Here is a 19,545-nt window from a genome sequence, read left to right as displayed (position 1 = left end):
AAAAACACCCCATCAAGGGGTGCTTTTGAAATCAGTTTACTGAAATGTTCGGATTAGTTAAACATTGCAGAGATTGACTCTTCATTGCTAATGCGACGAATCGCTTCAGCGAGCATACGAGAAAGGCTTAGTGTCGTTACTTTGCCAGTTGCAGCCATCTCTTTAGATAGAGAGATAGAGTCAGTGACGATAACTTGGTCAAGAACAGAGTTCTTAATGTTGTCCGCAGCGTTACCAGAGAATACCGCGTGAGTTGCGTAAGCGAATACACGCTTAGCACCGCGCTCTTTTAGCGCTTCAGCTGCTTTACATAGTGTGCCACCGGTATCGATCATGTCATCCACGATGACACAGTCACGACCTTCAACGTCACCGATTAGGTTCATTACTTCAGAAACGTTTGCACGTGGACGACGCTTATCAACGATAGCAATGTCGATATCGCCTAGTGCTTTTGCAGTTGCACGAGCGCGAACAACGCCACCTAGGTCAGGAGAAACCACTACAGGGTTTTCTAGACCACGAGATTGCATGTCTTCTAGAAGTACTGGCGTACCGAAGATGTTATCAACGGGTACATCGAAGAAGCCTTGGATTTGCTCTGCGTGTAGGTCGATAGTTAGAACGCGGTCTACGCCAACGTTAGATAGGAAATCAGCAACAACTTTTGCAGTGATTGGCACACGCGCAGAACGTACACGACGGTCTTGGCGAGCGTAGCCGAAGTAAGGAATTACTGCAGTGATACGACCTGCTGAAGCACGGCGCATTGCATCAATCATAACAACCAGTTCCATTAGGTTGTCGTTAGTCGGTGCACAAGTGGATTGAATGATGAAAACATCACTACCACGAACGTTCTCGTTGATTTGAACTGCAACTTCGCCATCAGAAAAGCGAGAAACAGATGCATCACCAAGAGAGATGTAAAGACGATCAGCAATACGTTGGGCTAGTTCAGGTGTTGCGTTACCAGCAAAAAGCTTCATATCAGGCACGGTGGAAACCTCGGGTTTGCGTCCAGTTTAAATAGGTCGGTGTGAGGCTGATTGGTATTCAGCCAAAGTCTCTTTTAGTGGCGAAATATTCCGCCCTTGAGCGACAAATGCCGAGACTTTATCAGAGAGTTGTGCAAGGGTAGTGTCTGCTTCAGATTTGCTCAAAAACTCGGCAAAAACGCAAGATCCTGTCCCCGTTAATCTTGACGGCGCGTATTGTAGCAGCCATGAAAGTTGCTTATCAACCTCTGGATAGAGCATTCGTACAATTTTTTCGCAATCGTTTACGTAGGGCACGTTTAATAGCGTTTCTAAATCGCGTTTTGGCGTGTTTCGAGTCAAATCTGGATGTCCGAATATGTCTGCAGTAGCAATGGAAACGTTCGGACGAATGACTAGATACCACTTCTCTTCTGGATAAGCTGGAGAGAGTTTTTCACCGACCCCTTCAGCAAACGCTGAAAAGCCTCTAACGAATACAGGTACATCAGCCCCAAGTGCGAGTCCGATATCAGCCAATTCGTCGTCACTAAGATTGGTTTGCCATAGGTAATTAAGTGCGACCAAAGCTGTTGCTGCATTGGACGACCCACCACCAATACCACCGCCCATGGGTAAGACCTTCATCAGGTCGATATGTGCCCCGTATGAGCAATTTGTGAAGCGCTGAAGTGCCGTTGCCGCTTTCCAGATCAAGTTCTCTTGGAGAGGAACGCCCTCAAGCTCTGGTGAAATGGTGATCTCACCGGAGCCGTTGGCTTGGATGGTGAGCTCATCACCATGATTAACGAATTGAAATAAAGTTTGTAATTCGTGGTAACCGTTTTCAGTTCGGCCATTGACATACAGAAAGAGATTCAATTTCGCAGGCGATGGCCAGCGGGTTGAAAGATCGATCATTGAGTGAGGTTCCATTTTGAGATCACTAAATTAATTTTCACATCAGACGTAGCCAGCTTGAGTTTGTTCGGCAGTGGTACTGTCTGATTGTGCCATTTAATATCAGCGTAACGCTGATAAGTGATGTTCCAATCGTTAAAACCGATCTGTTTATCCAGTGTTTGTAATGTGTTGGTTGGTGAAAGTTGGAAAGCATCGGCATCGGTTGGCAAACCAAGTAGCCAATCAGGCATGTGATCAACAGGCATCATCAAGCCTGTTAGTCGGTAAATCAGTTGGTTAGCGTTACTTGCTGAGAGCACTTGTTCATCGTAGGTTTCGACCGTTGCCCCTTTTGGGGTAATGGTGAGTTTCAATGCGGTTTGCCCAAGTAGGGTCGTTAGGCGTAATTGGCTTAAGGCGGAAGAATGTTTCCAAAAAAAATTCAAATTTTGTCTTTGATCAGGGCCAATGTAGCCAAGTTTGCCCGTGGCTTGAAAATTATTAATGGCTTCTAGTCGCTGCTCATGCGTTTGCCACTCTACGCTGGTGACACTTTCAGGAACAGAACTACAACCCGCGAGCGCTATACTTGATATGAGTAATATGAGAAAGGAGCGTAAGGTCATGTTTGATGGCTTATTAATCAGTTTCATCGGAAATCGCTCACAACTATAGCATTGAAAAGCCGAGCGAAGGAAAACAAATCCCGCTTACCCTTTCAATAAATGCGTGCTTACAGTAAAATTCTGAACCTATTTTATAACCGATATCAGAGATACCACGTTAGATGTCTTTGCTTGCTATTGGAATCAATCATAATACCGCGTCTGTTGACTTGCGAGAAAAAGTGGCGTTTGGACCCGATAAACTGGGGCCTGCACTTGAGCAACTCAGAGACCATGAGGCCGTTAATGGCAGTGTGATTGTTTCAACTTGTAACCGTACTGAAGTGTACTGCGATGCGAAGCAAGGAGCGCGCAATAAGCTTATCGACTGGTTAGCCCAGTTCCATCAAGTGAGTCAAGAAGACTTGATGCCGAGTCTTTATGTGCATGAAGAGCAAGCCGCGATTAAGCACTTGATGCGAGTCTCTTGCGGGCTCGATTCACTGATACTTGGTGAGCCTCAAATTTTGGGTCAGGTAAAACAAGCGTTTTCTGATTCCCGTGATCATCAGGCGGTGGATGCGGCAATTGATAAGTTGTTCCAAAAAACTTTCTCTGTCGCCAAACGCGTTCGAACTGAAACTGATATTGGTGGCAACGCGGTATCGGTGGCTTATGCTGCTTGTACGTTAGCGAAACATATTTTTGAATCATTGTCTGATTCAACTGTGATGTTGGTTGGCGCAGGTGAAACCATCGAACTGGTGGCGAAACACCTTGCATCGAACGGCTGTACTAAGATGATTGTTGCCAACCGAACGCGAGAGCGTGCTCTTGGTTTGGGGGAACAATTTGGCGCAGAAGTGATCAGCTTGAATGAAATTCCTGAGCACTTATCGAGAGCGGATATCGTCATAAGCTCAACGGCGAGTCCTTTACCTATCATAGGTAAGGGAATGGTAGAGACTGCGTTGAAAAAACGTCGTCATCAGCCAATGCTGTTGGTGGATATTGCCGTCCCACGTGATGTGGAGTCGCAGGTGGGCGAATTGAACGATGCTTACCTGTACTCGGTGGATGACTTACAGTCAATCATCGATAGCAACTTAGAACAACGTAAAGTAGAAGCCATACAGGCTGAAGCGATCGTTAGCGAAGAAAGTGCTGCGTTTATGACGTGGATGCGTTCGCTTCAAGCTGTGGACAGCATTCGTGATTATCGCAAATCGGCGAACGAAATTCGTGAAGACTTACTAGGTAAGAGCCTACAATCATTGGCAACGGGCACAGAGCCAGAAAAAGTGCTGCGCGAGCTTAGTAATAAACTCACCAACAAACTGATTCACGCTCCGACTCGTGCGCTGCAAAGTGCGGCAGAGCAGGGCGAACCAGCAAAATTGACGGTTATCCGCCAGACCCTTGGTTTGGATGATCTGTAACCCACGATTTTTATTAAGAAAACGACACTATGAAAGCCTCTATTCTGACTAAGCTAGAAACGCTAGTAGAACGTTACGAAGAAGTTCAACATCTTCTTGGTGATCCTGATGTAATTGGAAATCAGGATAAATTCCGCGCGCTATCAAAAGAGTACTCTCAGCTAGAAGAAGTGACTCAGTGCTTCCAAGCGTATCAACAAGCGCAAGACGATCTTGCCGCTGCTGAGGATATGGCTAATGAAGACGACGAAGAAATGCGTGAAATGGCGCAAGAAGAAATCAAAGAAGCAAAAGCAGCCATCGAACGTCTCACTGATGAGCTACAAATTCTTCTTCTTCCGAAAGATCCAAACGATGATCGTAACTGCTTCCTAGAAATCCGTGCGGGTGCTGGCGGTGATGAAGCGGGCATCTTTGCGGGTGACTTGTTCCGTATGTACAGCAAGTACGCCGAGAAACGTGGTTGGCGTATCGAAGTCATGTCTTCAAATGAATCTGAGCACGGCGGTTATAAAGAGATGATCGCGAAAGTGAGCGGCGACGGCGCCTACGGTGTGCTGAAATTTGAGTCTGGCGGTCACCGTGTACAACGTGTACCTGCAACGGAGTCTCAGGGTCGTGTTCACACCTCTGCATGTACGTTAGCGGTTATGGCAGAAATTCCAGAAGCGGATCTGCCAGAAATCAAAGCTGCAGACCTGAAAATCGATACCTTCCGTGCATCTGGCGCGGGTGGTCAGCACGTTAACACCACAGATTCTGCTATCCGTATTACTCACTTACCTACTGGTACGGTCGTTGAGTGTCAAGACGAGCGTTCACAGCACAAGAACAAAGCGAAAGCGATGGCAGTACTTGCTGCGCGTATTGTTCAAGCGGAAGAAGAGCGTCGTGCGGCAGAAGTGTCTGATACACGTCGTAACTTACTGGGTTCTGGTGACCGTAGTGACCGTATCCGCACTTACAACTACCCACAAGGCCGTGTTTCTGACCACCGAATCAACCTAACTCTCTACCGTTTGAATGAAGTGATGGAAGGTGACCTGCAAAGTTTGATTGATCCAGTGGTTCAAGAGCACCATGCAGACCAACTTGCGGCACTTGCTGAGAATGGTTAATCGATGAGCCAAGTTCAATCGATTGAGGAAGCACTGAAAAATGCGACGGCAATTCTGGCAGAAGGCGGCAAAGAGTCGCCTTCTCTCGATGCAGCTGTTCTTCTTTGCCATGTCCTTGGCAAACCGCGAACTTACTTACTGACCTGGCCTGAGAAAGCACTAGAGATCGAGCAACAAGCGCAGTTTGATGATCTTTTAGCTCGACGTATTGCTGGTGAGCCAGTGGCTTACATCATAGGTGAACGTGAGTTCTGGTCGCTACCACTGAAAGTCTCTCCATCGACATTGATCCCTAGACCAGATACCGAACGTCTGGTCGAAATTGCATTGGACAAGACTTATGCTCAGACTGGGCCAATCCTTGATTTAGGTACAGGCACAGGGGCGATTGCATTAGCACTGGCGTCTGAGATGCCGAAACGTCAGGTCATGGGCGTTGACCTAAAGCAAGAAGCGAAAGATCTTGCGCACTATAACGCGTCGCAGTTAAACATAAAAAATGTGACTTTTGCTCAAGGTTGCTGGTTCGAGCCTATTACCAGCGGAACAAAGTTTGCTTTAATTGTTTCCAATCCACCCTATATCGATGAACAAGATCCGCATCTCTCTCAGGGGGATGTGCGATTTGAGCCAAAATCCGCGCTTGTCGCTGATGAAAATGGCTTAGCGGATATTCGCCATATCTCTGATCTTGCACGTCAATATCTGGAAGCGGGTGGGTGGCTTGCATTTGAACATGGTTATGATCAAGGTGACGCCGTCCGCACAATCATGACGAATTTTGGTTATGAGCAAGTCGTGACGGAAAAAGACTATGGCGGTAATGATCGAGTGACGCTTGGCTGTTACAAGCCTCAATAATAACGAGCAAGTCAGTTGTAACTTATAAAAGAGAAAGAAAATGTACCTAGCTCTAAAACACATTCACTTAGTCACGATTGCATTAAGCGTGACGCTACTATCAATCCGATTCGTGTTGTTGATGATGGACTCTCCAAAACGCAACAATCGCTTCTTGACAGTTTTCCCACATATCGTTGATACGGGGCTGCTATTGTCAGGTATCGGCCTGATTATGGTGACCGGCTTTATTCCGTTTACGGACGCTGCACCTTGGTTAACGAATAAGATTACATGTGTGCTTGCGTACATCGCTCTTAGTTTTTTCGCTCTAAAAATGGCGAAAAACAAGTTGCTGAGAGTTTTTGCCTTCTTTGGCGCTTTAGGTTGGTTAGTCATGGCCGCCAATATTGCGGTATCTAAAAATCCGAACCTATTTGGGTAATCTCAATGCTTGAGTTTTTTGACGAAGATTTTGACAAAATGGCATTGGTGGAAGGTGCGTTAGAACTGAACCATTCCATCAACCCAGATACGAATGTGCATTGGGCGAAGCTCGAACTAGACCGTCTTTACAAAGAAGCAGAAGCGATTTTGGTTCATGAAACAGACGAGCAACAACGCTTTGACTCTTTTTTGCGCTTATTTTTTTATGAATGGGGCTTTAAAGGTGACGAGCAAGAATACTTTATCTCTGACAACAGCTTTATAGACAAAGTCTTAGAGCGTAAAAAAGGCATTCCAGTCAGTCTTGGTGCCATCTTACTATACCTGGGTAACCGTCTTGGCTTTCCAATGAAAGGCGTGACGTTCCCGACTCAGTTTTTGATTAGAGTTGATTGGCTGCACGAAACACCAAACTACATTAATCCATTTAATGGTGAGTATGTCGGTGAGAGAATTCTCCAAGCTTGGTTGATTGGTCAAGAAGGCCCGCTGGCAACGTTAAAGCCTGAACATTTTGAAGAAGCGGACAACCCGACAGTGATTGGCCGTTGGCTGGCGCTCATTAAAAGTGCAATGTTGCGTGAAGAACGTTACACCTTAGCACTGCGTTGTACTAACCTAGCACTGACTTTTGTACCGGATGACCCATACGAGATTCGTGATCGTGGTTTTATTTTCCAGCAGCTAGAGTGTCATCAAGTGGCGGTTTCTGATTTCCAGTATTTTATTGACCAGTGCCCAGACGATCCGTCCTCAGAGCTACTAAAATCACAAGTTAGCGCCATGAGCGAAAAGCCAGCTACGCTTCACTAATTTTATCGGCATGCTGAAACGGTGTGCCGAAGACAGATAAAAAGAGAATCAAAATGGAACAGAAAATCGTTAATATTGGCGACATCCAAGTTGCTAACGACAAGCCATTCACCCTGTTTGCAGGTATGAACGTTCTTGAGTCTCGTGATCTTGCGATGCAGATCTGTGAGCACTATGTAAAAGTGACGGACAAGCTTGGTATCCCGTACGTATTTAAGGCATCGTTCGACAAAGCAAACCGCAGTTCTGTACATTCGTATCGTGGCCCGGGCTTAGAAGAAGGCATGAAAATCTTCCAAGAGCTGAAAGACACATTTGGTGTAAAAATCATCACTGATGTTCATACTGAAGCGCAAGCTCAGCCAGTGGCCGAGGTGGTTGATGTTATCCAGCTTCCTGCGTTTCTGGCTCGTCAAACTGATTTGGTAGAGGCAATGGCGAAAACCGGCGCAGTTATCAATGTGAAAAAGCCTCAGTTCATGAGCCCTGGTCAAGTGGGTAACATTGTTGAGAAGTTTGCAGAGTGTGGTAACGAAAACATCATTCTTTGTGAGCGTGGTTCTTGTATGGGCTACGATAACCTAGTGGTTGATATGCTTGGCTTTGGTGTGATGAAAAAGGCAACGCAAGGCAGCCCAATCATCTTTGACGTAACGCACTCACTGCAAATGCGTGACCCTTCGGGCGCGGCATCTGGTGGTCGTCGTGAGCAAACGGTTGAACTGGCGAAAGCAGGTCTGGCGACTGGTATTGCAGGCTTGTTTATTGAAGCGCACCCGAATCCAGATCAGGCACGTTGTGATGGTCCATCAGCACTGCCTCTAGACAAACTAGAGCCTTTCCTAGCGCAAATGAAATCATTAGACGATCTGATCAAGAGCTTTGCGGACATCGATATCAAATAATCGATGGTTGTGAATGCTTGATTGAAATGGTCAGCCTGCGTGCTGGCCATTTTTGTATAGGCACATCGATTCTGCCTTACTATTCTTTTCCCGCTTCCCGCTTCCCGCTTCCCGCTTCCCGCTTCCCGCTTCCCGCTTCCCGCTTCTCTCAGTGACGATCAACAAACTCGATACAGAAACATGAAATCAATATGTTAGTGTTTTACACTAGCGCTAAGTTTGTGCGTTTTAGTAAAGTGAGGAAACCTTTATTGATTGCTGAGCGCGCAATGCAGTGGAACACGGATGATAAAAAGGAAAAATAATGAAGCAACACCTGATTGTAAAGACTGCTTTGAGTGCGGCTGTCTTGGCAACTTTTGCCGGATGCGCAACGCAACCAACTCATGAGTGGAGTGAAGACACCACGTATAAACTAACGGTGCTACACACCAATGACCACCATGGTCGTTTTTGGCAAAACAAGTACGGTGAATACGGTATGGCGGCACGCAAGACATTGATCGATGACCTGCGTGCAGAGATCCAAGCCGAAGGCGGTAGTGTGCTTCTACTATCAGGTGGTGATATCAACACAGGTGTTCCGGAGTCTGACTTGCAAGATGCGGAGCCAGACTTCAAAGGTATGAGCAAAATTGGCTACGATGCGATGGCACTAGGTAACCATGAGTTCGATAACCCATTGGAAGTCTTGTTCAAGCAGCAGGAGTGGGCGAACTTCCCGATGCTGTCTGCCAACATATACGACAAAGAAACTGGCGAACGTTTGTTCCAACCTTATGCCATGTTCAACAAGCAAGGTATTAAGATTGCTGTGATTGGTCTGACAACAGAAGACACAGCTAAATTAGGCAACCCTGAGTTTATCGGTGACGTTGATTTCCGTGACCCGAAAGAAGAAGCGAAAAGACTGATTGCTGAACTTAAGCAAACCGAAAAGCCAGACCTTATTTTTGCTGTGACGCACATGGGCCACTATGAAAACGCTAACCGTGGAGCTAATGCGCCAGGTGATGTGGCGTTAGCTCGTTATCTTAATGAAGGTGATTTGGACATGATTGTGGGTGGTCACTCACAAGAGCCTGTTTGTATGGAAGGTCCAAATGTCATTAAGAAGAATTTTAAGCCGGGTGACGTGTGTAAACCAGATGAGCAAAACGGCACTTATATCGTGCAAGCGTACGAGTGGGGTAAATATGTCGGTCGTGCGGATTACGAATTCCGCAATGGTGAACTGTCAATGGTGAGCTACGATCTGATTCCGGTTAACTTGAAAAAGAAAATCAAAGTGAACGGCGAATCGCAACGCGTATTAGTGCAAGATGAAATCACACAAGATTCGACAATGCTGGATTTTCTTCGTCCTTACCAAGAAAAAGGTCAGGGCCAGTTGAGCGTGAAAATTGCTGAGTCTAATGGCAAGCTGGAAGGTGACCGCAATGTTGTTCGCTTCCAACAAACCAACCTTGGCCGTTTGATTGCTACTGCCCATATGGAGCGCGCAAAAGCCGATTTCGCTGTGATGAACTCGGGAGGTGTGCGTGATTCGATTGAAGCGGGTGACATCACATACAAAGACGTACTGACGGTTCAGCCATTTGGCAACATGGTGTCTTACGTCGACATGTCGGGTCAAGAAGTGTTGGATTACCTCAATGTTGTGGCAACGAAACCGACTGATTCAGGCGCTTACGCTCAATTTGCTGGCATTAAAATGACGGTCGAGAATGGCCAAGTCTCCGATGTCTATATTGGCGGTAAGCAGATTCGCTTAGATGGTCAGTATCGCTTTACTGTGCCAAGTTATAACGCATCGGGTGGTGATGGTTATCCGAAAATTAATAATCATCCGGGTTACGTAAATACGGGCTTTACGGATGCGGAAGTACTGAAAGGGTTCTTGGAATCGCACAATCCAATTGATGTAAACGCATACGCACCATCTAACGACATCGTCTACAAGTAAAAAGCGATTGACTCAAATTCCTAGATACCCATTAATTTAAGGCGCTGTTCCTCACAAGGAGGGCGCTTTTATTTTATAACGAGAATCTTGATGACTCCGGCTATTAATCTTGCGAAAAAGAAAAAAGTAATACATACCATTCACCAATACGAACACAACCCAAGAGCAGACAGCTATGGATTGGAAGCCGCAGAAGTATTGGGACAAGATCCAAATAAAGTATTTAAAACCTTACTGTTTTGTTTGAATGGTGAGCCGAAGAATCTTGCGGTGGCTATTATCCCCGTGGATCAAAAACTGAACCTTAAATTGGCGGCGAAAGCGGCGAGAGGCAAAAAGGCGGATATGGCCGATCCGGAAATTGCACAAAAGACCACGGGTTATGTTGTGGGTGGGATAAGCCCACTAGGCCAGAAAAAAGCCTTGCCTACGTATCTACATGAAAGTGCAATAGAACAAGACACCATTTGTGTGAGTGCAGGTAAGCGGGGGTTAGAAATCGAGTTGGCGCCGAAAGACTTATTGAGTTTAACACGCGGTCAATTCGCTCCCTTGTGTATATAAGTCGCCAGCAAATAAAAAGGACGCACATGGGCGTCCTTGTTTGACGTTGTCGTTTCAGTGAGCGTTATTTTTTCAGGCTCAATGTGCCACCAGAACGCTTTGCTGGTTTGCTTGGCTTCGCTGCATTTGGGTTCACGTAATGCTGTTTAGGCTTACTCTGTGATTGAGATTCTGATGAGTAAGGCTTGTTGGATGCGTCTGATTTACTGTGTGTTTTATTATGCTCACCGTGTGACTTACTGCGTTCGCCTTGTGGTTTCGCTCTGTAGTGATCGCTGGCTGGACGTCCACCCTCATTATCGCGTTGGCGACGCTGCTGGCCTTTTTTCGAATTTGGCGCATGACGGAACTCGTCTGCGTTATTACCACGGAAAGTACGCGCTGTTTGGTTGCGACGTGCTGTCGAATCTTGGTTTTCGTCACGACTGTCATACAGTTTTGCATCGGTCGCTTTGCGAATATTACGACCTTTAGCGTCTCTCTTTGACGCTTCTTCAGTACCCACTGAGCCTTCACACATTGCAAGGATCTCTGATACCTCGTTGTCACTTAGGTAACGCCATTTACCGTTAGGTATGCCATCAAGTGAGATATTCATGATACGCACGCGACGCAGCTTGAAGACTTCATAGCCTAGTGCTTCACACATGCGGCGGATCTGACGGTTCAAACCTTGGGTTAGTACAATACGGAAAGAGAATTTGGTCTCTTTCTCTACTTTACAAGGTAGAGTGACGGTATCGAGGATCTTCACGCCGCTCGACATTTGCTTGAGAAATTCGCCAGTGATTGGCTTGTCGACACGCACCACGTATTCCTTTTCGTGGTTGTTACCCGCGCGAAGGATCTTGTTGACGATATCGCCATCGTTGGTGAGGAAGATCAAACCATCTGAAGGTTTATCTAGGCGACCGATAGGGAAGATACGCTTTTTGTGACCGATGAAATCAACGATGTTGCCGGGGATATCGCGCTCGGTCGTACAAGTGATGCCTGTGGGTTTGTTCAAGGCGATGTAAATCGGTTTTTCTTTTGCTGCAACTGGGTTGCCATCGACACAAACATCATCACCCGGCTGTACTTTGGTGCCCATCTCTGGTTGTTGACCATTAATCGTGACACGGCCTTGTTCGATCAGGCGGTCTGCTTCACGACGCGAGCAGAAGCCCGTTTCGCTAATGAATTTGTTCAAGCGTTTTGCGTTATCTTGTGACATGTCGGTCTCCTAACGTTTCACAACGGCGGTGAATAATTGCTGTCTTGCCGCAAAATTGCAGATAGACAAAATGAAGTCGGGCATTCTAGCACCGAGACACCAGTTAGCCTAAACGTTTTTGATGACGTTCGCGTGTCTCTAGTTTCTTTTCAGCACTCTTTTTCAGCAGTACATAAACGGCACCTGTGCCACCGTGAAATCGTTGTGCGCTGTGAACGCACTGTACTTCCCGGATCTGTTGTAACCAACTGCTGACGAAACTCTTCATCAATGCTGGTGGATTTGAACGAGCGCCGCGACCATGCACGATAACGATGGTTCGGATGTCCATCTCTATGCATTGCTTGAGGAACTTGACCACGTCGTCACGTGCTTCTTTTAGCGTTTTACGGTGCAGATCAAGTCGAGCTTGGATTGGGTATTTCCCAAGGCGTAATTTTCGGTACACACCATCTTGTACACCATCGCGTTTGAACTCAATAAAGTCATCGGGTTTGAGCATTTCTGCATGGTCAATCGACAAATACTCTAGGTCATCTTCAGTGAGCCAAATGGCAGCGTCGCGCTTAGCCAGTTGAGCATCCGTCACTTGATGCACTTTCTTGTGCTCAGCGGTGTCGTGGTTGATGGGCTTAACATCGCCCATCATCTGTTGAAATAGATCAAAATCGTCGTCTTGAGACATTACGGCAATCTCATAAAGAGCAAAGTAGGAATGTTAGATTATATCAATGAGTAGTGTATCGGGATCAAATAAAAAACCGGAGGTGGCAGGTAACCAACTCCGGTGCAAAGCGTTTCTAGAGCTAAGCGAGAATCTAGTGAGGAGATTTGTCGTTCATAACCTTGTAAATGAAGAAACCGCTGTAAAACAGCATCAAACCCATTGCCCCGAAGATGACAATCATTGACGATAGTCCTACCGCATTACCAAATAGGAGATTAAGCCAAAAGTCCATGTATTTCCTCCAAGATATTCCCGACATGGATAACGTTAACGGGGGCGCTTTTTTCGGACACTGATCTGGATCAATTGTGTTACCAAAGGTTAATTAACTGTGTCTAATAGTGAGTTCCTCATCACGTTTACCTACTAATGTTCACTAAATCATCAAGCTAATTTAGATATTACGTTTTTTTGTAAAAAGCACTTGCGTCTCATTAAAGAATCCGTAATATACCCACCCGTTGACGAGGTTAAATCCTCAGTTAAACATCTTAGTGAATAACGTTACTTGGTAGCGCATCACGGAGTTAGGAATAGTGGACCAGAGGGCAACCCTCTCTTTAAGACGAATTCCAAAGTCAACATTTCGGTGAATAGCGCAGCTTGGTAGCGCATCTGGTTTGGGACCAGAGGGTCGGGGGTTCGAATCCCTCTTCACCGACCATCTTTAGAAAGCCTGCTCAATGAGCAGGCTTTTTTCGTTTCAACGGTTGTAAATTTAGACGTTGATGGTATCGAACCAAATGGGGTTCGTCTGAAATTAGAATATGGCTCTTCACCGACCACCTTTAGAAAGCCTGCTCAATGAGCAGGTTTTTTTCGGTTTACGGTTGTAAATTTAGACGTTGATGGTATCGAACCAAATGGGGTTCGTCTGAAATTAGAACATGGCTCTTCACCGACCACCTTTAGAAAGCCTGCTCAATGAGCAGGCTTTTTTCGTTTCACGGTTGTAAATTTAGACGTTGATGGTATCGAACCAAATGGGGCTCGTCTGAAATTAGAACATGGCTCTTCACCGACCATATTGAGAGAAAGCCGTAGCAGAAATACTACGGCTTTTTTGTTTTCTGTTACGGCACCGTTCATTCCTTTACTCAGAGCTGATGGCTAGATATCGCAGTTTGCTTTGTGTGTATTTCCAAGTGGCTTAATGGTAAAGCCACGTTTCTCTAGCAGTTCAATTAAGTTGTCTTTGCCGACTAGGTGCAGGCTACCAACGACGATAGTATATTGGCCTGATTTGTTTGGTAAGACACTGCCAGAGTCCAGCTTTTCTGCCCAATCCCGATTACGCTTGTAAAGAAAGGATTCGCTAAACTCATCACTGAATTGCTCACTCATGGATGCTTGTTCTAACGCTTTGCCATCACCGTTTTTCCAGCTGTCGATCAAGCATTGTATTAATTTTTCACCTTGGTCGTATTCCTCAATTGATGAAAGCAGCAATTCTTTACCATCCTCTTTTTGACCAGCGATTAAATCCAACTGAAATTGCACACTTTCTAAAGGCAAAATGGGTACTTGTTGCTTGGCGGCCTGATTAATCAAGTGTATATCGACGCCTTGGTCAGAGACATAACCTAGCTTGTTCATCAATAAAAACTGAATCGTTAGAGCAGCAGACCATGGTGGTGCATCGAGAAGTTGCGCAGCTTGCAAGCCCAAGTCAGTAGCGATCTCTGCGAGGTGTTTACGCTGTTTATTACCTAAGACATCTTTGGCAAGGAGTGTGGTTTTTGGGTACGTCACGCCTTCTGTATCTCGAACGTCGGCTTCAATGATCAAGCCATTACTGTTTGTGAGAAACTGAGTGACAGTTTTTGGCAATGGGTACATAGTTTTATCGCCCACGTGAACCGAACCCATAATCATATATTCCATATCCCCTTTCTTCGCTAGCCAATGTTGGGGCTCAGCTTGAACAGAATAAGAAGTAAAAAAGATGATCAGAGATGACATCACGGAAAAGAGTCGAAACATATTTTGCTCCTCGAATTCAATATGCATCTTATCTATAACACGGTTCGGCAAAATCGTCATTTATAAAAATATTGACGAGTTTTAACGACAAAGAAATGAGAGGTAGTTCACGAAAGCCTTTTCATGAGTTTGTTGTTAATGCTCCGCTTGATAACCAATAGTGATCAAAAGCCTATAAATTCAGCCAAACTCATCAATATTCGTGACTGCGATCGCAACAAACTCGTCAAAAAAAGTTGTTCGTTTTTGACGTCTTGACTAACTTATTGAAATGGAAAAATTTATATTTCTCAGTAGCGTGCCGAATTTGAGCTGGATCACTTCTTGGTCCCATTAATTTTACGCTTAGAAATAACAGCTTGTATGTTGAACATCACTAATGAGCAGCTCACGTATAGGTGCTCACCACTGATGGTAAATATCGTTTTGAACCACTGACTTTTTAGGGAAAGTAAGATGTTGAAACATAGTCTGATCGCTGCTTCTGTTATCGCTACATTGGCGGGCTGCTCTTCAATGCAGAACTCTGAGCAACAAGTTGTAAACTCATTGGCCGATAATCTTGATATCCAATATGAAGTGCTAACCAATCATGGTGCCAACGACGGTCTTGCATGTCAGGACATTGGGGCAGAATGGGCGTCTTGTAACAAGGTTAACATGACACTAGTCAATCAGGGTGAAGCGGTTAACTCTAAAGATTGGGCTATCTATTTCCACAGCATTCGTTTGATTCTGGATGTCGACAACGATCAGTTCAAGATTTCTCGTGTCACGGGTGACCTACACAAATTAGAGCCAACGGATAAGTTTGATGGTTTCGCGGCGGGTGAAGAAGTGGTGCTTCCTCTGGTTGCTGAATATTGGCAGCTATTTGAAACGGATTTTATTCCGGGAGCTTTTGTTTCAGCACCAAACGCTGAGCCTAAGATGATTGCTTCGCTGAATACCGAAGACGTTGCCTCTTTCGTTACTGGTCTCGAGGGTAACAACTTAAAACGTACACCCGATGACAACAATGTATTTGCGAGTGCCGTGTCTCGCTTCGAGAAGAACGGCGATCTGGTAAAACAAGACGTATCAACTGCGTTACTTCCAACGCCAATGCACGTAAAAGCGGGCAAAGGCAGCGTTGATATCGCGGCGGGCATTGCGCTGCCGAAAGACGCATTCAATGCGGCTCAATTTGCCGCAATTCAAGATCGTGCCGAAGTGGTCGGTGTGAATGTTGGTGGTGATCTCCCTGTAAGTATCGCTGTGTCTCCTGCTGGCTTTACCGGTGACTTGGCAAAATCGGGCGCTTACGAGATGAGCATCAAAGGCGATGGTATTGCAATCAAAGCGTTTGACCAAGCTGGCGCTTTTTATGCGGTGCAATCTATTTTTGGCCTGATAGATAGCCAAAATGCGGATTCTCTACCACAACTGACTATCAAAGATGCACCTCGTTTTGACTACCGTGGTGTCATGGTGGATGTGGCTCGTAACTTCCACTCTAAAGAAGCCATTCTTGCAACGCTAGACCAAATGGCAGCGTACAAGATGAACAAACTCCACCTTCACCTAACAGACGATGAAGGCTGGCGCTTGGAAATTCCGGGGCTGCCTGAACTAACAGAAGTGGGGGCCAACCGTTGTTTTGATGTGGAAGAAAAAAGCTGCATACTGCCTCAGCTTGGCTCAGGCTCAACGACAGAAAACTTTGGCTCTGGCTACTTCAGCACAGAAGATTACGTGGAAATCCTGAAATATGCGAAAGCACGTAATATCGAAGTGATTCCAGAAATCGATATGCCAGCGCACGCTCGTGCAGCCGTAGTATCAATGGAAGCGCGTTACGACCGTCTAATGAAAGACGGTAAAGAAGCAGAAGCCAATGAATACCGCCTGATGGATCCTCAAGATACATCAAATGTCACGACGGTTCAGTTCTACGACAAGCAAAGCTTCATCAACCCATGTATGGAATCTTCAACTCGCTTTGTAGATAAAGTGATTTCAGAAGTTGCAGCAATGCACTCTGAGGCTGGCGCACCGCTTACGACATGGCACTTTGGCGGCGATGAAGCGAAGAACATCAAGCTAGGCGCTGGTTTCCAAGATGTTAACGCAGAAGAAAAAGTGAGCTGGAAAGGCACGATTGACTTATCTAAGCAAGACAAGCCATTCGCCAAGTCTCCACAATGTCAGACGCTAATTACAGATGGTACAGTAAGCGACTTTGCTCACCTACCAAGCCACTTTGCAGAACAAGTATCTAAGATTGTGGCAGAGAAGGGCATTCCAAACTTCCAAGCTTGGCAAGATGGTCTGAAGTACAGTGATGGCGAGAAGGCGTTCGCGACAGAAAATACACGGGTTAACTTCTGGGACGTTCTTTACTGGGGTGGTACATCATCTGTATACGAGTGGTCTAAGAAAGGTTACGACGTGATCGTGTCTAACCCAGACTACGTTTACATGGACATGCCATACGAAGTTGACCCGAAAGAGCGCGGTTACTACTGGGCAACTCGTGCAACGGACACGCGTAAGATGTTTGGCTTTGCACCAGAGAACATGCCACAAAACGCAGAGACCTCTTTAGACCGTGATGGCAATGGTTTTACGGGTAAAGGTGAAATTGAAGCCAAGCCTTTCTACGGTCTGTCTGCACAACTTTGGTCTGAGACAGTACGCAACGATGAGCAATACGAGTACATGGTGTTCCCTCGCGTACTCGCGGCCGCTGAGCGAGCATGGCATCGTGCTGATTGGGAAAACGACTACAAAGTGGGGGTTGAGTACTCACAAAACTCGAATCTAGTAGACAAAGCAGCACTGAATCAAGACTACAACCGCTTTGCCAACCTACTTGGACAACGTGAACTGGCCAAGCTAGAGAAATCGGGTATCGACTATCGTCTGCCTGTTCCTGGAGCGAAAGTAGCAGATGGCAAGCTTGCGATGAACGTCCAGTTCCCGGGCGTGAAGCTTCAATACTCTGTCGACGGTAAAAACTGGCTAACTTATGTAGACAATGCTCGTCCAAAGGTAAAAGGTGAAGTGTTTATCCGCTCTGTCTCTGCAACAGGCGAGAAAACAAGCCGTGTAACGAGCGTAAAGTAATTTAGCTAACACTAAAGTTATTGTTCCTTACTCAAAGCCCTCAACTTATGTTGAGGGCTTTATTTATTGGGTATATTGGTTTTTTACTTTATTGGTCATTGCCTTTATGGTGGCGGAATTCGACGACCTGACCTTGATCGTTGAAGGCGTATACGCTGTAGCTGTCTTTCTTATCACCGTATTCCATACCTGGCGAGCCCATAGGCATGCCAGGTACTGTAAGGCCTTTGGCATTTTTAGGTGGGTTTTCTAAAAATGCCTTTATGTCATCAGCGGGAATATGGCCTTCAAATACATAGCCATCGATTTCTGCGGTGTGACAAGAATATAGTTGCTCGTTTTTCAGACCTAAATCGCGTTTGATTACGTTCATGTCATCATGCAATTTTTCTTCCACAGTGAAGCCGTTTTCTTGCATGTGTTTTGTCCAATCACCACAACAGCCACAATATGGCGATTTGTGGTTGATGACATCAGCAGCCAGTACGTTCGCTGATGTGGCAGCAAGCATTGCAAAGGTCAATAGTTTCAACGTCATAAGATCCTCGAGAAAAAGTGTCGCTTACTTAATGGTAAACAGTCGTAGTCGGTTTGCATTACTGACGACTGTGATTGAAGACAGCGCCATTGCTGCACCGGCAACAACAGGGCTGAGTAAAAAACCGAACACTGGGTACAGTACGCCTGCGGCGATAGGAATGCCCAACGAGTTATAAACAAAGGCGCCGAATAAGTTTTGCTTCATGTTTTTAAGTGTTGCGCGCGAGAGTTCAATGGCGTGCACAACTGCCATAGGTGATGTGTTGAGAATAGTCATCTGTGAGCTTTCGATGGCGACATCACTGCCGCTTCCCATTGCAACGCCGAGATCGGCCAGTGCCAGTGCTGGAGCGTCATTGATACCATCACCTATCATCGCCACAGTGAGGCCTTGCGACTGTAGCTGTTCAATATGCTGCGCTTTTTCATCGGGCATGACTTGAGCCATGATGCTATCAATGCCCAGCTCTTTGCCTATGGCATCAGCAACGTGCTGATTGTCGCCCGTAAGCATCACGGTTTTTATGCCTTGCGATGTTAATGCGGACACGGCTTGTTTAGCATCAGGTTTAATCGGGTCGGTGATAGCAATTAAACCAATCAGTTTGTTGTTTAGCGCTATGGCTACGGGTGTCCACGCCTTGTTTGCACAATCTTGAATCGCTCGTTCCATTGGGCTGATATCAATCTGTTCGGTTTGCATAAATTGCAATGAGCCAATGAATAGCGGTTGTGCTTGGTAAGTCGCGGTAATGCCGCGGCCACGGATATTTTCGAATGAGTCCAATTCAATACTGTCTGTATTGTGTTGCTTAGCATAATCACAAACGGCTTTCGCGAGCGGGTGCTCAGATTGACGCTCTGCTGCGTATGCCAAAGCCAATAAGTGCTCTTGGCTGGTGGCGTCTTGGGTAAATACTTGCTGCACACTCGGCTTGCCTTGAGTCAGCGTGCCGGTTTTATCGAATACCACAGTGTCAATTTTACTCGCCAATTGCAGTGCATCAGCGTCTTTGATCAGAATACCAAGCTCAGCGGCTTTACCGACACCAACGGTGACTGACAGTGGCGTTGCTAATCCCAATGCACAAGGGCAGGCGATAATGAGTACGGTAGTGGTTACAACAAGCATATAGCTGGCTTTTGGCTCTGGGCCTACAGCGAACCAGATCAGAGCGGCAAAAATGGCAATCCCCACGACAACAGGGACAAACACCGATGAAATTTGGTCTGCTAATTTGGCAATAGCAGGTTTACTGCTTTGTGCTGCACGTACCATGCGAATTATTCGGGCTAGCATGGTGTTCGCGCCGATACCCGTTGCCTTAATGACTAATGAGCCGTCGGTATTTAACGTACCAGCTGAGACCTGAGCGTCTTTCGATTTTAATACT

The 19,545-nt window shown here is 46.1% G+C and carries 18 protein-coding genes and 1 tRNA gene; 10 read left to right on the top strand and 9 right to left on the bottom strand.

From position 1 onward, the window contains the following. Positions 1-53: 53 nt before the first annotated feature. From AND4_RS16925 to lolB, 3 genes are read right to left on the bottom strand one after another with little or no spacing between them, the layout of a single operon-like run. Complete coding sequence (locus AND4_RS16925) at positions 54-998, bottom strand: ribose-phosphate pyrophosphokinase (RefSeq protein WP_005449254.1); 945 nt, start codon at positions 996-998, stop codon at positions 54-56. 27 nt (positions 999-1,025) lie between these two features. Further along, a complete protein-coding gene (gene ispE / locus AND4_RS16920) occupies positions 1,026-1,898 on the bottom strand; it encodes a 4-(cytidine 5'-diphospho)-2-C-methyl-D-erythritol kinase (protein WP_009844201.1) in 873 nt (290 codons plus the stop codon). Further along, on the bottom strand, positions 1,895-2,533 hold the full coding sequence (lolB, locus tag AND4_RS16915; RefSeq protein ID WP_009844200.1) for a lipoprotein insertase outer membrane protein LolB: 639 nt from the start codon (positions 2,531-2,533) through the stop codon (positions 1,895-1,897). The genes ispE and lolB overlap by 4 nt, the downstream gene beginning before the upstream one ends. A 134-nt stretch (positions 2,534-2,667) precedes the next feature. Here lolB and hemA point away from each other — a divergent pair, with 134 nt between their 5' ends. The 8 genes from hemA (at position 2,668) to ybaK (ending at position 10,577) form a co-directional block, all read left to right on the top strand. Beyond that, positions 2,668-3,924 (top strand): glutamyl-tRNA reductase, encoded by a 1,257-nt coding sequence (gene hemA, locus AND4_RS16910; protein WP_009844199.1) that lies wholly within the window; start codon positions 2,668-2,670, stop codon positions 3,922-3,924. 29 nt (positions 3,925-3,953) lie between these two features. Further along, on the top strand, positions 3,954-5,042 hold the full coding sequence (gene prfA / locus AND4_RS16905) for a peptide chain release factor 1 (protein ID WP_009844198.1): 1,089 nt from the start codon (positions 3,954-3,956) through the stop codon (positions 5,040-5,042). Positions 5,043-5,045: 3 nt separating this feature from the next. After that, on the top strand, positions 5,046-5,903 hold the full coding sequence (gene prmC / locus AND4_RS16900; protein WP_009844197.1) for a peptide chain release factor N(5)-glutamine methyltransferase: 858 nt from the start codon (positions 5,046-5,048) through the stop codon (positions 5,901-5,903). A 40-nt stretch (positions 5,904-5,943) separates the two neighbouring features. Then, positions 5,944-6,327, top strand: a complete 384-nt coding sequence (locus tag AND4_RS16895) for a SirB2 family protein (protein WP_009844196.1) — start codon at positions 5,944-5,946, stop codon at positions 6,325-6,327. A gap of 5 nt (positions 6,328-6,332) precedes the next feature. Beyond that, positions 6,333-7,142, top strand: coding sequence for a SirB1 family protein (locus AND4_RS16890; protein ID WP_009844195.1), 810 nt, complete (start codon positions 6,333-6,335; stop codon positions 7,140-7,142). 53 nt (positions 7,143-7,195) lie between these two features. Continuing rightward, entirely contained in the window at positions 7,196-8,047 is an 852-nt protein-coding gene (gene kdsA, locus AND4_RS16885; protein WP_009844194.1) for a 3-deoxy-8-phosphooctulonate synthase, read from the top strand. A gap of 304 nt (positions 8,048-8,351) precedes the next feature. Further along, entirely contained in the window at positions 8,352-10,013 is a 1,662-nt protein-coding gene (gene ushA, locus AND4_RS16880; RefSeq protein ID WP_009844192.1) for a bifunctional UDP-sugar hydrolase/5'-nucleotidase UshA, read from the top strand. Positions 10,014-10,103: 90 nt separating this feature from the next. Further along, the gene (ybaK, locus tag AND4_RS16875) at positions 10,104-10,577 is read left to right on the top strand and encodes a Cys-tRNA(Pro) deacylase (RefSeq protein WP_009844191.1); all 474 of its coding nucleotides are present in this window, start codon (positions 10,104-10,106) and stop codon (positions 10,575-10,577) included. Between the two features lie 64 nt (positions 10,578-10,641). Here the strand turns inward: ybaK and rluF are convergent, their stop codons facing one another. The 3 genes from rluF to AND4_RS19710 all read right to left on the bottom strand — a co-directional run bounded on the left by rluF (position 10,642) and on the right by AND4_RS19710 (position 12,752). Further along, entirely contained in the window at positions 10,642-11,793 is a 1,152-nt protein-coding gene (gene rluF, locus AND4_RS16870) for a 23S rRNA pseudouridine(2604) synthase RluF (RefSeq protein ID WP_009844190.1), read from the bottom strand. A 103-nt stretch (positions 11,794-11,896) separates the two neighbouring features. Beyond that, positions 11,897-12,478 carry a DNA endonuclease SmrA gene (gene smrA, locus AND4_RS16865; protein ID WP_009844189.1) on the bottom strand — a complete coding sequence of 194 codons (582 nt, stop codon included), beginning with the start codon at positions 12,476-12,478 and terminating at the stop codon, positions 11,897-11,899. A 133-nt stretch (positions 12,479-12,611) separates the two neighbouring features. Further along, entirely contained in the window at positions 12,612-12,752 is a 141-nt protein-coding gene (locus tag AND4_RS19710) for a DUF3149 domain-containing protein (protein ID WP_009844188.1), read from the bottom strand. Positions 12,753-13,107: 355 nt separating this feature from the next. Here AND4_RS19710 and AND4_RS16855 point away from each other — a divergent pair. Then, a tRNA-Pro gene (locus AND4_RS16855) sits at positions 13,108-13,184 on the top strand. A 446-nt stretch (positions 13,185-13,630) separates the two neighbouring features. On the opposite strand, the gene AND4_RS16850 is transcribed toward AND4_RS16855, so the two are convergent. Next, positions 13,631-14,503, bottom strand: a complete 873-nt coding sequence (locus AND4_RS16850; RefSeq protein WP_009844186.1) for a TraB/GumN family protein — start codon at positions 14,501-14,503, stop codon at positions 13,631-13,633. 456 nt (positions 14,504-14,959) lie between these two features. Between AND4_RS16850 and AND4_RS16845 the strand changes: the two genes are divergently transcribed. Continuing rightward, entirely contained in the window at positions 14,960-17,611 is a 2,652-nt protein-coding gene (locus AND4_RS16845) for a beta-N-acetylhexosaminidase (RefSeq protein WP_009844185.1), read from the top strand. 88 nt (positions 17,612-17,699) lie between these two features. Here AND4_RS16845 and AND4_RS16840 read toward each other — a convergent pair whose 3' ends face one another. Then, complete coding sequence (locus tag AND4_RS16840) at positions 17,700-18,149, bottom strand: DUF411 domain-containing protein (protein ID WP_009844184.1); 450 nt, start codon at positions 18,147-18,149, stop codon at positions 17,700-17,702. A gap of 24 nt (positions 18,150-18,173) precedes the next feature. Then, a partial coding sequence (locus AND4_RS16835; protein ID WP_009844183.1) for a heavy metal translocating P-type ATPase occupies positions 18,174-19,545 on the bottom strand: 1,372 nt, incomplete at its 5' end.

The organism is Vibrio sp. AND4 (genome assembly GCF_000171815.1).
Classification (GTDB): Bacteria; Pseudomonadota; Gammaproteobacteria; order Enterobacterales; family Vibrionaceae; genus Vibrio.
The sequence above is the reverse complement of the archived record's forward strand: the minus strand, read 5'-3'. Positions and strand labels throughout refer to the sequence as shown.